The 13473-nt window shown below is 75.0% G+C and carries 11 protein-coding genes and 1 pseudogene; 6 read left to right on the forward strand and 6 right to left on the reverse strand.

From position 1 onward, the window contains the following. Both ACIPYS_RS10275 and ACIPYS_RS10280 read left to right on the forward strand, forming a co-directional pair. Positions 1 to 2337: pseudogene (locus ACIPYS_RS10275) on the forward strand (hypothetical protein); the annotation flags it as partial. A 107-nt stretch (positions 2338 to 2444) separates the two neighbouring features. Next, the gene (locus ACIPYS_RS10280; protein WP_030302799.1) at positions 2445 to 3374 is read left to right on the forward strand and encodes a cellulose-binding protein; all 930 of its coding nucleotides are present in this window, start codon (positions 2445 to 2447) and stop codon (positions 3372 to 3374) included. 76 nt (positions 3375 to 3450) lie between these two features. On the opposite strand, the gene ACIPYS_RS10285 is transcribed toward ACIPYS_RS10280, so the two are convergent. Further along, positions 3451 to 3771: a hypothetical protein gene (locus ACIPYS_RS10285; protein WP_093860492.1), complete on the reverse strand. Its 321-nt coding sequence runs from the start codon at positions 3769 to 3771 to the stop codon at positions 3451 to 3453. Continuing rightward, positions 3768 to 4568, reverse strand: coding sequence for an alpha/beta fold hydrolase (locus ACIPYS_RS10290; RefSeq protein WP_400745275.1), 801 nt, complete (start codon positions 4566 to 4568; stop codon positions 3768 to 3770). Before ACIPYS_RS10290 ends, ACIPYS_RS10285 begins: the two co-directional genes overlap by 4 nt. A 92-nt stretch (positions 4569 to 4660) precedes the next feature. On the opposite strand from ACIPYS_RS10290, the gene ACIPYS_RS10295 reads away from it, so the two are divergent. Both ACIPYS_RS10295 and ACIPYS_RS10300 read left to right on the forward strand, forming a co-directional pair. Continuing rightward, positions 4661 to 5665: an ABC transporter ATP-binding protein gene (locus tag ACIPYS_RS10295; protein WP_093860494.1), complete on the forward strand. Its 1005-nt coding sequence runs from the start codon at positions 4661 to 4663 to the stop codon at positions 5663 to 5665. 1 nt (position 5666) lies between these two features. Further along, positions 5667 to 6431 (forward strand): ABC transporter permease subunit, encoded by a 765-nt coding sequence (locus tag ACIPYS_RS10300; RefSeq protein ID WP_093860495.1) that lies wholly within the window; start codon positions 5667 to 5669, stop codon positions 6429 to 6431. Between the two features lie 47 nt (positions 6432 to 6478). Here the strand turns inward: ACIPYS_RS10300 and ACIPYS_RS10305 are convergent, their stop codons facing one another. Further along, positions 6479 to 6802: a hypothetical protein gene (locus ACIPYS_RS10305; protein ID WP_030392768.1), complete on the reverse strand. Its 324-nt coding sequence runs from the start codon at positions 6800 to 6802 to the stop codon at positions 6479 to 6481. 228 nt (positions 6803 to 7030) lie between these two features. On the opposite strand from ACIPYS_RS10305, the gene ACIPYS_RS10310 reads away from it, so the two are divergent. Beyond that, positions 7031 to 8338: an LLM class flavin-dependent oxidoreductase gene (locus tag ACIPYS_RS10310; RefSeq protein WP_400745276.1), complete on the forward strand. Its 1308-nt coding sequence runs from the start codon at positions 7031 to 7033 to the stop codon at positions 8336 to 8338. Between the two features lie 182 nt (positions 8339 to 8520). Here the strand turns inward: ACIPYS_RS10310 and ACIPYS_RS10315 are convergent, their stop codons facing one another. Further along, positions 8521 to 8913: an SCO5389 family protein gene (locus ACIPYS_RS10315; RefSeq protein WP_093860497.1), complete on the reverse strand. Its 393-nt coding sequence runs from the start codon at positions 8911 to 8913 to the stop codon at positions 8521 to 8523. A 510-nt stretch (positions 8914 to 9423) separates the two neighbouring features. Here ACIPYS_RS10315 and nucS point away from each other — a divergent pair. After that, positions 9424 to 10083, forward strand: coding sequence for an endonuclease NucS (nucS, locus tag ACIPYS_RS10320; protein WP_093860498.1), 660 nt, complete (start codon positions 9424 to 9426; stop codon positions 10081 to 10083). Positions 10084 to 10098: 15 nt separating this feature from the next. Here the strand turns inward: nucS and ACIPYS_RS10325 are convergent, their stop codons facing one another. Both ACIPYS_RS10325 and ACIPYS_RS10330 read right to left on the reverse strand, forming a co-directional pair. After that, positions 10099 to 12531 (reverse strand): ATP-binding protein, encoded by a 2433-nt coding sequence (locus ACIPYS_RS10325; protein ID WP_400745277.1) that lies wholly within the window; start codon positions 12529 to 12531, stop codon positions 10099 to 10101. Positions 12532 to 12731: 200 nt separating this feature from the next. Further along, positions 12732 to 13064: an STAS domain-containing protein gene (locus ACIPYS_RS10330; protein WP_093860500.1), complete on the reverse strand. Its 333-nt coding sequence runs from the start codon at positions 13062 to 13064 to the stop codon at positions 12732 to 12734. Positions 13065 to 13473 lie beyond the last annotated feature (409 nt).

Here is a 13473-nt window from a genome sequence, read left to right on the forward strand (position 1 = left end):
ACCGCCACCGAGGCCGCCGCCGTCCGCGAGGCCGCCGACACCCACGCCGAACGCGTCCGCACCGAGGCCGAGGCAGCCGCCGCCGACCTCACCGAACGCACCACCACCGAGACCACCCGGCTCCAGGCCGAGGCCGAGCGGGCCCTGGAGGCCGCCGGGGCCGCCGCCGAGCAGCTCCGCGCCGAGGCCGAGTCGGCCGCCGAGCGGCTGCGGACCGACAGCGAGGCGGCCGCGGAGGAACTGGCCGCACGCACCGCCACCGAGGCCGCCGCCGTCCGCGAGGCCGCCGACACCCACGCCGAACGCGTCCGCACCGAGGCCGAGGCAGCCGCCGCCGACCTCACCGAGCACACCACCGCCGAGACCACCCGGCTCCGGGCCGAGGCCGAGGCGGCCGCGGCGGAGCTGCGCGAGCGGGCCGAGGCCGAGCGCGCGCTCGCCGACGAGCAGGCCGCGACGGTCCGCGCCGAGGCCGGCCGCGAGCTGTCCGAGGCCCGGGCCACGGCGGCGACGATCCGGGCCGAGGCCGGCGAGGAGCTGGAGCAGGCCCGGCGCGACGGCGAGGAACTGGTCGCCGTCGCCGGGACCGAGGCCGCCGCACTGGTCGAGGCCGCCGAGGAGGAGGCCGCCGGGGTCCGCCAGTCGGTGGCCGGGCTGCACGAGACCGCCTCCCAGCAGATCGCCGAACTCCGGGCCACCGCCGAGCGGGAGGCCGCGGAGCACCGCGAGCAGGCCGAGCGGGCCGCCGCCGAACTGCGCGACACCGCCGACCGCGAGACCACCGAACTGCGGGCACTGGCCGACCGCGAGACCACCGAGCTGCGCGACGCGGTCGAGCACGAGGTGGCGGAGCTGCGGGCGACCGCCGAGCGGGAGACCACCGACCTGCGGGCCCGCACCGACGCCGAGACGACCGCGCTGCGCGAGCAGACCGAGCTGGAACTCGCCGCCGAGCGCGAGTCCGCCGAGGCCGAGCTGGCCCGGCACCGGGCCGAGGCCCTGGCCTGGGACGAGCAGCTGCGCGCCGAGGCGGACGACACCCTGCGGGCGGCCCAGGAGGACGCCGACCGGCAGCGCGCCGAGGCCGCGGAGCTCGCCGCCCGGACGGTGGCCGCGGGCGAGGACCGGGCCGCCGCGGGCATCGCGGAGGCGGAGGAGTTCGCCGCCGCGCTGCGGGCCGAGGCCGAGGAGTACGCGCTCGCCACCCGCACCCTCGCCGACGACTACGACGCCGACACCCACGCCCGCGCGGACGCCTACGACGCGGACACCCGCGAGGCCGCCGAGCAGTTCGACAAGTCCACCCGCGAGCACGCCAAGTCCGTCCTGGAGAAGGCCTTCGCGGACGCCGAGGCGCTCGGCGAGGACGCCCGCACCACCGCGCTGGCCACCACCGCCGCCGCCGAGGAGCAGGCCGACGCGATGGTCGCCGCCGCCCGCAAGGAGGCCGACCGACTGGTCGCGGCCGGCGAGGCCACCGGGCAGGAGGCGGTCGAGAAGGGCCGCTCCGACGCCGACGCGCTGCTCTCCGAGGCCCGCCGGGACGCCACCGCGATCCGCGAGCGCGCCGAGGAGCTGCGCGAGCGCACCGACGCCGAGGTCGAGGCCCTGCACGAGCGCGCCCGCAAGGAGAACGCGCAGGCCATGAAGTCGGCCGGCGAGCGGGTGGACGCCCTGGTGACGGCCGCCCAGGACCAGCTGACCGAGGCCGAGGAGCAGGCGGTCGCCACCGTCGCCGAGGCCGAGGACCGGGCGGCGGCGCTGGTCGCGGGCGCCGAGGACCGCGCCAACGAGCTGACCTCGGAGGCGTCGAGCGAGGCCAGCAAGGTCCGGCTGTCCGCCGTCCGCAAGGCCGAGGGCCTGCTGAAGGAGGCCGAGACCAAGCTCGCCAGTTCCACCGACCGCGCCGAGGCCCTGATCGTCAAGGCCGAGGCGAAGCTGAAGTCCGCCCAGGACGAGGCGGAGGAGCGGCTGGAGTCGGCCGCCGCCGAGGCCGAGAAGCGGCTGCGGGCCGCCGACCGGACCGCGGACGAGCAGATCGAGCTCGCCCGGGCGGAGGCCGAGCGGCTGCTCGCCGAGGCCAGGGCCGAGGCGCAGCGGGTCACCGACGAGGGCCGGCGCGAGCTGGACGAACTGGTGCGCCGGCGCAAGGACATCAACACCGAGATCTCCAGGGTGCAGGACGTGCTGTCCGCGCTCGAGGCCTTCGAGGCACCGTCACCGGTCGCACAGGCAAACGGGGGAAGTACCAAGAAGGAAGGGAGTGCCAAGGCCGGTGCCGGAATTGGCTCTCCCCGATCGGGTGGCAATCGCTCCAAGAGCGCACCACCCGATTGAGCGGACATTGTCCGCGGGACAACGGCGTTTCGCCGCCGACACTCCGGTACCGTGTCAGGATTCCCTCAACCACCTCAGCGGTTTGACGACAGGAAGCCCAGAACCCCATGAGCGACAGTCACTCCCCTCACGGCTTCGACCTGGTGCGCCGTGGGTACGAGCGCGCCCAGGTCGACGAGCGGATCACCAAGCTGGTGGCCGACCGTGACAGTGCCTTGACCCGGATCAGCGCACTCGAGAAGCGCATCGAGGAGCTCCACCTGGAGACCCAGACCGCCCAGGCGGCGGTCGCCGAGGCGGAGCCGTCGTACGCCGGTCTCGGTGCCCGGGTCGAGAAGATCCTGCGCCTCGCCGAGGAGGAGGCCAAGGACCTGCGCGAGGAGGCGCACCGCGCCGCCGAGCAGCACCGCGAGCTCGCCGAGGCCGCCGCCCAGCAGGTGCGCACCGAGGCCGAGAACTACGCCAAGGACCGCAAGGCCAAGGCCGAGGACGAGGGTCTGCGGATCGTCGACAAGGCCAAGAGCGACTCCGCCCAGCTGCGCGCCGAGGCCAACAAGGACGCGCAGAACAAGCGCGAGGAGGCGGACGCCCTCTTCGAGGAGACCCGCACCAAGGCCGCCCAGGCCGCGCTGGAGTTCGAGACCAACCTGGCGAAGCGCCGCGAGCAGTCCGAGCGCGACCTGGCCGCCCGCCAGGCCAAGGCCGAGAAGCGGCTGGCCGAGATCGAGCACCGGGCCGAGCAGCTGCGCCTGGAGGCCGAGAAGCTGCGCACCGACGCCGAGCGCCGTGCCCGCCAGACCGTCGAGACGGCCCAGCGCCAGTCCGAGGACATCGTGGCCGACGCCAACGCCAAGGCCGACCGCATCCGCAGCGAGTCCGAGCGCGAGCTGGCGGCGCTGACCAACCGCCGCGACAGCATCAACGCCCAGCTGACCAACGTCCGCGAGATGCTGGCGACGCTGACCGGCGCGGCCGTGGCCGCCGCCTCGCTGCCGAACGACGACACCATGGGCGTGCCCGCCCAGCAGTCGCGCTGACGCGGTCCGCGAACCCCGACGGCCCCCGCCCCTCCCGGGCGGGGGCCGTCACGCTTCCTCGGCGCGGGCGGGCGGCTCAGCGCGGGTAGGCGCCGTCCGGCCGCTGGTGGCCGTGGCTCAGCTGGTTGCCCTCGTCGTCCGAGACGGTGCCGAACCACGAGGTGCACCAGACCGACACCGAGTCCGGCCAGTACTGCACCTCGAACGGGTGCCCCGACCCGTAGTCGCCGTACGAGGTGACGATGAACGTCTCCCCCGGACGCATCCAGTAGTCCTCCCCCAGCGGCTCCAGGGTCAGTTCGAGCAGCCCCTCGCCCCGGTTGGTCAACGGGATCCGGCCGGTCACCTCCAACGCGGAGAAGTCCCAGCCGCCGGCCTCCGCACGGTCCTCCGTCATCCCGCCGCCACCACCCGCTCCAGCAGCCGGCGCGCGACCGCGTCGAAGGCCTCCGGCGCCTCGATCGCGCTCAGGTGCCCCACCCGGGGCAGCACGGTCAGCTCGGCGTCCGGCAGGGCCCGCGCCATCAGCTCGGCCTCGCCGACGGGCATCAGCGCGTCCTCCGCGCCCGCCAGCACGGCGGTCGGCACCCGCACCCCGGCCAGCACCTCCAGCCGCTCCGGGCGGGCCGCCATGGCCCGCTGCGCCCACGCGACGGTGGCCGGCGGGGCGGCCGCGACCATCCCCTCCACCCGGCCCACCAGATGCTGGGAGTCCGGCCCCAGCTGGCCGGCCGCCATCCGCTCGTCGAGCAGCAGCCGGACGCTGTCCCGGGCCAGTACCGCGGCCGCGATCCGCTCCCGGTTGGTCCTGGCCGGCTCCGGGTCGGCGGTGGCCTTCGTGTTGGCCAGCAGCAGGCCCGCCAGCCGGTCGGGGTGGCGCTCGGCGAAGGCCAAAGCCACGTAGCCGCCCATGGAGAGCCCGCCGAGCACCGTCCGGTCGATCCCGGCGGTGTCCAGCAGCCGGGCGACGTCGTCGGCGACGGTGTCCAGCGAGGGCTCCTCGGAGCCCAGCCCGGCACCGCCGAAGCCGCGCTGGTCCGGGGCGATCACCCGGGCCCGGTCCCCGGTCGGGCCGGGCAGCGTCTCCAGTTGGGCGGACCACATGGCGGCACTGAGCGGAAAGGCGTGCAGCAGCACGAGGGGAGTTCCGGTACCGCTCTCGCGGACCGACACTGCGGAGGGGAGCTGGGTCATGGGGCCACCGTATTCCGGTGCGCCCGGCGGGCCCACTCAGCGGGCCACCTTGTCCGCTTTGTCATAGCCTGACGGAGAGTAAGGGAGCAGCGATGATCGAGTTGCACGACCTGACCAAACGTTACGGCTCGACCCTGGCCGTCGACCGGCTGAGCTTCAAGGTCCCGCAGGGCGTGGTCACCGGGTTCCTGGGGCCCAACGGTGCCGGGAAGTCCACCACGATGCGCATGATCCTCGACCTGGACCGCCCCACCGGCGGCCGGGTCACCATCGACGGCAGGAGATACGGACAGCTGAGCGAACCGCTCAAGTACATCGGCGCGCTGCTGGAGGCCAAGGCCGTCCACCCCGGCCGCACCGCCCGGGACCACCTGCTCTGGCTCGCCCAGAGCAACCGGATCCCCGAGCGCCGGGTCGACGAGGCGCTCGCCCTGGTCGGCCTCACCCCGGTCGCCCGCAAGCGGGCCCGCGGCTTCTCGCTCGGCATGGGCCAGCGCCTCGGCATCGCCTGCGCACTGCTCGGGGACCCGGAGATCGTGATGTTCGACGAACCGGTGAACGGGCTCGACCCGGAGGGCATCCTCTGGATCCGCAACCTCATGAAGCGCCTCGCCGCCGAGGGCCGGACCGTCTTCGTCTCCTCCCACCTGATGAGCGAGATGGCCGTCACGGCGGACCACCTGGTGGTCATCGGCCGGGGCCGGCTGCTGGCCGACCTGCCGATGGCCGAATTCATCCGGCGCAACTCCCGCTCCGCCGTCCGGCTGCGCACCCCGCAGCCCGAGCGGCTGCTCGACGCGCTGGCCGGCGCCGGGCTGCGGCACGAGGCGGGCCCCGGGGGTTCGGTCGAGGTGGTCGACGGCGACCTCGCCGCACTCGGCGACCTGGCCGCCGCGAACGGCGTGGTGCTGCACGAACTCAGCCCGCAGCAGGCCTCGTTGGAGGAGGCGTTCATGCAGATGACGGCCGACGCGGTGGAGTACCACGCCGGCGACGGACCGGGCCGGGACGCGGCCGGCGCACCCGGCGTCTGGGGCGCCGACTGGAAGGGCGGGGCGGCCGGGCAGCCGGCCGCCCGCGGCACGGAGGAGAACTGAGATGGCGTCCTTCCCCGCGGTCCTGCGCTCCGAGTGGACCAAGATCCGCAGCGTCCGCTCGACGATCTGGACCCTCGCGCTGACCTTCGTGGTCACCCTCGGCGTCGGCGCCCTGCTGTCGCTGCTGACCAACAACAACTTCGAGGAGTTCCGCAGCGACAACACCCCGTTCGACGCCACCGGCACCGCCTTCTCCGGCATTCTCCTCGGCGAGCTGGCGATCATCGTCTTCGGCGTCCTGGCGATCGGCAACGAGTACAGCAGCGGGATGATCCGGGTCACCCTGGCGGCCGTCCCGCAGCGCGGCACCCTGCTCACCGGCAAGGCCGTGGTGCTCGGGGGGCTCGCCCTGGCGGTCTCGCTGGTGACGGCCTTCCTGACCTTCTTCACCGGCCAGGCGCTGCTCGGCGACCACTCGACCTCGCTGGGCGAGCCGAACGTGCTGCGCGCGGTGTTCGGCGCCGCGCTCTACCTGACGATGCTCTGCCTCTTCTCGGCCGGGGTCACCACGATGCTGCACAACCAGACCCTCGCGCTGGGCGTGCTGGTGCCGTTCTTCTTCCTGCTCTCGCCGATCCTCTCCGCGGTGCCCGGCGCCAAGACCGTCGCCCACTACTTCCCCGACTACGCGGGCTCCCGGATGCTGCTGGTCTACGAGCAGCACGGCCAGCCGTACGGGCCGTGGGCGGGCTTCCTGATCTGCCTGGCCTGGACGGTCGCCGCGCTGGCCGGCGGGGCGCTGGTGCTGAAGAACCGCGACGCCTGAGCCGGGCGGGACGCCGGAACCGGTCGGTGCGGACCGACCGGTACGGGTCAGTAGCGGGGAGCGCCGCGGCCGCGGAGCAGGTTCGAGGCCCGGCGCTCCCGCGCGCCCCAGCAGGCCCGGTGCCAGTGCCGCCGGTCGTCCACGCCCGCGCCGTGCAGCGGCCACGCCACCAGGTGCCCCGTCCCGGGCGGGATCTCCTGGTCGCAGCCCGGGCAGCGGTAGTGCCGGCCGGCCGTCCCGGCGACCGTCTGCACCACCCAGTCGTCGCCCTGGTAACTCTCGGTCCGGCGCATCGAGCTGCCCATCGGGGCGGCCGGCTCCGCCCGGTCCGGTTCGGCGGCGCTCTTGATCCGGTTGCGTCGGGGCGACACGTCGGACTACCTCTCTGCGGGGTGTCGGGAACCGTTCCAGCGTACGGCCGCGCACCGCCGGGGCGGGCCACTATCACGGCATCGGAGGATGATCGGCTGTTTCCCGTGAGATCCACCCGATTCTCTGGGAAATTGGTGGTTCGGCGTGCCATTGGCACATGACATGGGCTACTCACGAGGGGACAGGCGGGGCCCGCAGACCCTGCGCGCACCCGAGGAGGCCTCACCATGACCAGAACCAGCACCCGCGCCGAGACCCGCCGGCCCGTCGGGGTACGCCCGCCGGCCCCCGGCCCGGCGCTGACCCCCACCACCGTGACGGCCGCCGCCGGCACCCCGCTGCCGGCGGACCGGCGCACCACCGCCGCCGGCGCGGACACCGCACCCGTCCAGGTCGGGGCGTTCCTGCTCTCGGCGCAGTTCCCCGGCCAGACCCACGGGGAGGCGCTCGACCGCACCGTCCGCGCCGCCGTCGCGGCCGAACAGGCGGGACTCGACAGCGTCTGGCTGGCCGAGCACCACTTCGTCCCGTACGGGGTCTGCCCCAACGCCGCCACGCTGGCCGCACTGCTGCTCGGCCGGACCAGGCGGATCGGCATCGGCACGGCGGTCAGCGTGCTCTCCACCACCCATCCGGTGGCTCTCGGGGAACAGGCGGCACTGCTGCACCTCACCTCCGACGGACGCTTCACGCTCGGGGTGGGGCGCGGCGGCCCGTGGATCGACCTGGAGGTGTTCGGCGGCGGTGTCGACGCCTTCGAACGGGGCTTCCCGGAGCGGCTCGACCTGCTGCTGCGCTGGCTGCGCGGGACCCGGGTGGGCGCGGCCGGGCCGCAGTTCACCTTCCCCGAGGTCGCCGTGGTGCCACGGGCCACCGAGCCGCCGCGGCAGCCGGACCTCGGCGCCTGGCTCGGCCTCGACGAACGGGCCGGCACCCTGCGCTTCCCCCGCCAGCGCCTGGACGCCGACGGCTCCGCCGAGGAGCTCACCGCCACCGGCCGGCCGGTGGCCGGCCCGCCGATGGTGGTGGCCTGCACCTCGCCCGGCGGGGTCCGCACCGCCGCCGAGCGGGGCCTGCCGATGCTGCTGGGCATGCACTCCGGCGACGAGGACAAGCTGCACATGCTGGAGCTGTATCGTTCCGCCTGGCTGGCGGCCGGGCGCGGCGAGGAGCAACTGCGGCGGATCACCCGTCAGCACGTCGCGGCCGGGGTCGCCCAGGTCGACGACCGTGCCTCGACCGCCCGGGCCACCCTGCTGGGCGCCATGCCCGGCTGGTTCGAGTTCGGGCTCGGCGCCCACCGCACGGTGGACGGCCGGGAGCGGAAGATGCGCGATCCGCACCAGTACACCGAGCTGCTCTGCGACCTGCACGCGGTCGGAACCCCGAGGCAGTGCGCGGACCGGCTGCTGGCCACCGCCGAGCGGACCGGCATCCGCCGGTTCGCGCTGCTCGCCGAAGGCAGCGGCGACCGGGAGGCCACCCTGCACAACATCGCGCGGCTCGGCTCCGAGGTCCTGCCGCAACTCGGCTGACGCACGGCCGCCGGGACCCGAGGGGTTGCCGGCGGCCGGCCTGCGCCCCGGCGCCGGAGCAGAGCGCCCGGAGGCGAGCGGGCGACTCCCGCCCCGAGCCCCACGAGGGAGGCGAGCGGGCGAAAGCACCGCCCCGAGCCCCACGACAGAGGCGAGCGGGCGACAACACAGCGAGCGGGCGACTAACAGTCCCGGAGTTCGTCGGACTGGTTGAGGAGCTGCTCGCGGACCGAGGTGAAGCGCTCGTACCGCTTCTTGTTGGCGGAGGACGGCCGGAAGACCGCCACCCGGTGACAGTTCTGGAAGGCCAGCCGGACGCCGAAGTGCCGCTCCAGGGCTCCCCGGATGGCGTCGCTGGCCAGTGCCCGCAGGAGCTGGCCGCGGGCCTGCTCGCTGGGCGGCGGTACATGGTTGTCGGCGAAGTCGGTGCCGTCGACCTCGGCCCGGGCGACCAGCGAGCTGATCAGCTCCCAGGCGTACGGCAGGGAGACGCGGACGCAGTCGACGAACTCCCGCTCGTCGACCTCGTCCCGCTCGGCCTTCTCCAGCAGGGCCGGTGAGACGTCGAGCGACATGGATTCTCCTCTCGGGACCGCCCGCGCGGCGCGCGGGCGGTGATGCGTGGTCCAAGTCAGAGCTGAGGGTGAGGGTGTAGGCGCGTCCGTGTCCGGAACACCGTCGGACGGGTGTGACGCCGTCGGACGACCGTTGTTCCCGGCAACGCGCGCCGAGGCAGGGGCGCCGCTGGTCCGTCGAGGGACGCGGCCGGGGCGCCGCCGCTCAGAACAGCGTGGCAGCCAACGACGGACCAGGCCGGTGGTTCCGGCGGATTCCTCCGGGAATACGCCCCCGTGCGGCGGATTGGCCGGAACCTGTCGGATCGTTCATCTGAAGTCTCCATCCCCGTTGACAGCGCTCCCGCAAGCAAGCCGTCACACACCGTAGCTGTCTATGGTGGTGGCCGCCAGGGTGCCGACAGGCTTTGACGGGATCGCAGGGCATCCATCGTGGCCGGGTTCGCGGATTCTTCACCCCGTCGTCGTGGAATCGCATCAACTGGCCCCGGTGGGCTAGCGTGGTCGACCGTGCGTCTCGTAATTGCCCGCTGCTCAGTCGACTATGCCGGTCGGCTCTCCGCCCATCTGCCCTCCGCCACCAGGCTCATCCTGGTCAAGGCCGACGGCAGCGTCAGCATCCACGCCGACGACCGTGCCTACAAGCCGCTCAACTGGATGTCCCCGCCGTGCGTCCTCAGGGAGGCCGACGGGGTCTGGACGGTGGAGAACAAGGCCGGCGAGAAGCTCATCATCACGCTGGAGGAGGTGCTGCACGATTCCTCCCACGAACTCGGGGTGGACCCCGGTCTCATCAAGGACGGCGTCGAGGCGCACCTCCAGGAGCTGCTCGCGGACCGGATGGAGGTGCTCGGCGCCGGCTGGTCGCTGATCCGCCGCGAGTACCCGACCGCGATCGGCCCGGTGGACATCCTGTGCCGCGACTCCGACGGCACCACGGTCGCCGTGGAGATCAAGCGGCGCGGCGAGATCGACGGTGTCGAACAGCTCACCCGCTACCTGGAACTGCTCAACCGGGACCCGCTGCTGGCCCCGGTGAAGGGCGTCTTCGCCGCGCAGGAGATCAAGCCCCAGGCCCGCGTGCTGGCCACCGACCGCGGCATCGGCTGCGTGGTGCTGGACTACGACGGGCTGCGCGGCATCGACGACGACAAGCTGAAGCTGTTCTGACCCCCGGCCGGCCGGTCAGCCGGCCGGCGAGGACATCGACGAGGACACCGGGGCGGACGTCGTCGGGCTCGCCGGGCCCGTCGGCGTGGCCGTCCCGGTAGGACTCTGAGTCGGCGGTTGGGTTGGTGTCTGGGTCGCCGTCTGGGTCGCCGTCGGCGAGGGTACGGACGGCGGCGGGCTGGGATCCCCGGTCGGCTGGGTGCCGCCGTTCCCCCCGCCCACGGTCCCGCCGCCGCCCGTACCGCCCGTACCGCCGCCCGTACCGCCCCCGGGAGGCTGCGGCGGGTTGGGGGCCTGGGTCGGCGGGGGTGTGGCGGCGGTGCTGCCTCCGGGGCTCGGCGAGCCGGTCGGCTTCTTCGAGGCCGAGCCCGAGGCCGACGGCGACCCCGAGGGGGTCCGGGAGGCCGTCGCGCCGCCGCTCGGCACGGTGCCGGCCGTCGACTGCTGCACCGGCCCGACCGCCCCCTCGGACGCTCCGCCGGCCGGCAGGGTGACCGGCGAGGAGGCCCCCGAGGCCGACGGCCGGGGCGAGGACGGACGCGGCGAGGTCCCGGCGCCGGGCAGGGTCGAACCGTCGTCGCTGCTGCTGTGCGGGTCGTTGCCGCGGTCCTCCCCGGTCACCGTCAGCCCGACCGCCGTCCCGAGCACGCCCAGCGCCAGCACCGCCGCCGAGGCGGCTATGACCGTCCGTCTGCTCCGGCCAGGACCGGCCGCCGCCGCCGCGCCGATCCGCAGCGGCACCCGCGCGATGGCCCGGATACCGGGCCTGCGGACCGAACCCGGGCCCGCCGGCGCCGCGGCCGTCAACTGGCGGCCCTCGGCCCGCAGCAGGTCGAGCATCCGGCGCGCCCCGGCCGCCCCCCGCACCTCGCCGAGCGCGGACCGCAGCCTCAGCGCGGCCTCCAACTCGGCCACGGCCCGGCCGGGTTCGTGGACACAGACGGCGTACACACCCAGCTCGTGGCGGAACCAGGCCTCGTCGGCCCCGGCACCGGTCCGCCGGGCCGCCTCCAGGCCGAGCTCCAGCGCCCGCTCCCAGGCCCCCCAGCGCAGCGCCAGGGCCAGTGCGGGGGCAGCCGCCCGCGCCAGCCTTCGCACCGAGTCGTGCCGCCCGGCGGCCCGGTCGGCGAGCAGCACACCGATCACCACCTCGGCCTCGGCCGCGATCTGCGGCAGCGAGACCGAGGAGTGCCCGACCCACCAGGAGAAGTGCTGGGCGGCGCCGTCCACGCTGTCCCGGGCCGGCCAGTGCGGGGCGAGCAGGTCCAGCGCCCCGGCGGTCAGCCGGTGGTGGCCGCCGATCGAGACCGCGAGTCCGGCGTCGGCGAGTTCGGCGAGCGCGCTCTCGCCCTGGCCGACGTCGATGAGGGCGGGCAGGTGCGGGGCGGTCGGGCACTCGCCTCCGAGGGCCACCGCGAGCCTCAGCACGGCCTGGGCGGTCTCGCTCAGCCCCTCGGCCAGCCGGACGGCGGGGAGGGTGGACTCGGCGACCGAGGGCAGCGGCACGCTGCCCCGCAGCGACGCCTCGCGGACCGCCGGGTCGGGGTCGTGGACGGGCTCCCGGACGGCGCCGAAGACGTCCATCCGGTCCTCCTCGGCGGCGACCAGGGCGTCCACCGCGACGTCCCGCTGCCGCAGCAGCGCGGCGGCCTGGACGAAGCGCAGCGGCAGTCCCTCGGACTCGAACCAGAGGTCCACCGCCCAGGCCTTCTCGGCCGCGTCCAGGGGCCGTCCGGCCAGCCGCGCGGCGAGCGCCAGGCAGGCCTGCCGGGAGAGACCGGCCACCAGGTGGTCCTGGAGCCGGGAGTCGGCCGGGAGCAGCGGGCCGTCGGCGGCGGAGGAGATCAGGAAGGCGCAGTCGGGCGCGGTGGCGAGCAGCGCCTCAAGTTCGGCGCCGGCGGGTTCGACCTCGTCGATGACGACGATCGCGCCGACACCCGCGAGGTGCTCGGCGAGCTGACCGGGGTCGGGGCGGAAGCCGGGGGCGTGGTGGGTCGCGGCGAAGAGTTCCTGGAGCAGGTCGGCGGCGGTGCGCCGGTGGCCGCGGAGCTGGACCACGCCGCCGGGGGCGAGGTCGCCGGCGGCCGCGGCGACGGCCGACAGCAGGGTGCTGCGGCCGGAACCGGCCTGGCCGACCAGGCGTATCGAGCGCCCCTCGGCGAGCAGGCCGAGCAGTTGGGCGATGTCGGCCTCGCGGTCGAGCAGCGGGAGGTCGGCGGGGCCGGCGCCGAGCGCCAGCGGGCCGACCTGGCGGCCGGGATCGCCGACCGGGCCGCGGGCGGGTGCTCCCGGCCCGGTCCGGCGGGGGCGGGGGCGCCACTCCTCGGGACAGGGCCGGACCTCGGAGCCCTCGGGACCGCCGACCCCCACCAGCAGTCCGCCGGAGACGAGTTCACCGTTCCGGGTGCGCACGGACTCCTGCCGGAAGTCCCCGGTTGGCTGTGCCACGTTCTGCTCCGCCCCGCGCTCGCGCCGTCGCTCCGTACCGGCCGGCCGCGTCCGCGGCCCGCGGCCGGGCCCCGGCGGCCGTTTCCTGACGCCAGACTCTCGCACATCCGCACCCGCCCGCGCAGCGTCGGGCCGTCACCGGCCGAGCGGCGCAGGGGATCGCGAGGTCCGGGGCCGCTCCGGGAGCGGCGCCGGGGCGGTCAGAGGGCCGGCAGGGTGGCGCCCAGGGAGTCGGCGGTGACGCCCTCGACGGCGAGGATGCGGTGCAGCCGGGTGGCCACCAGGAGGCGCTGGAGCTGGGCCGGGACGGAACGGAGCACCAGCCGCCGGCCGATCCGTCCGGCCCGGCGGTGGGTACCCATGATCACGCCCAGGCCGGTGGCGTCCCAGAACTCCAGCCGGCCGAGGTCGAGCACGAGGTCGCCGAGGCCGCCGTCGACGGCCTGGTGCAGCCGCGCCCGCGCGTCGGCGGCGGTACGCACGTCGAGGCGGCCTTCGAGGGCCAGCGCCACGTGGTTGCCGGTGATGCGCATGCTCTCCTCCTCCGCGGGGCGGGCCCGGCGTGCCGGGGCGGACCGGGCTCGGCGCCGGTCCTGGCGGTCGGTGCCGCCGGGTGTCGGTGGCCGGGTGGGTCTCGGTGGGGTCGGTGGCCGGGTGGGTCTCGGTCGGTACGGGTGCCGCCGGCGGTGCCGGACCGGGGGCGGTGACGCTCCGGGCGTCGGGCGGGCGCTGCGGCCCCGCGCGCCGGCCCCGGACGGAATGCCGGGTTCCCCGTCATCCATCTGACGGCGAGCCGGGCCCTCGGGTTGCTGGTTCCGGCCGGATCTGAAGCAACTTCACTCGTCCGAGGGAATATACGCAGGAACTCTCCACACTTACGCTCGATTACCGCCCAAATCACCCGTCTGCGGCACCGGCGTGAGGAAACTCACCAGGTCCGGC

Origin of the sequence: Kitasatospora sp. NPDC089913, from assembly GCF_044748625.1 — a bacterium.
Lineage (GTDB): Bacteria > Actinomycetota > Actinomycetes > Streptomycetales > Streptomycetaceae > Kitasatospora.

Bases quoted from the DNA above. Each gene is read 5' to 3' on its own strand.
- ACIPYS_RS10300 (WP_093860495.1), top strand. From the start codon at position 5,667: ATGGCGTCCTTCCCCGCGGTCCTGCGCTCCGAGTGGACCAAGATCCGC.
- ACIPYS_RS10285 (WP_093860492.1), bottom strand. From the start codon at position 3,771: ATGACGGAGGACCGTGCGGAGGCCGGCGGCTGGGACTTCTCCGCGTTG.
- ACIPYS_RS10310 (WP_400745276.1), top strand. From the start codon at position 7,031: ATGACCAGAACCAGCACCCGCGCCGAGACCCGCCGGCCCGTCGGGGTA.
- ACIPYS_RS10330 (WP_093860500.1), bottom strand. From the start codon at position 13,064: ATGCGCATCACCGGCAACCACGTGGCGCTGGCCCTCGAAGGCCGCCTC.
- ACIPYS_RS10290 (WP_400745275.1), bottom strand. From the start codon at position 4,568: ATGACCCAGCTCCCCTCCGCAGTGTCGGTCCGCGAGAGCGGTACCGGA.
- ACIPYS_RS10280 (WP_030302799.1), top strand. From the start codon at position 2,445: ATGAGCGACAGTCACTCCCCTCACGGCTTCGACCTGGTGCGCCGTGGG.
- ACIPYS_RS10315 (WP_093860497.1), bottom strand. From the start codon at position 8,913: ATGTCGCTCGACGTCTCACCGGCCCTGCTGGAGAAGGCCGAGCGGGAC.
- ACIPYS_RS10295 (WP_093860494.1), top strand. From the start codon at position 4,661: ATGATCGAGTTGCACGACCTGACCAAACGTTACGGCTCGACCCTGGCC.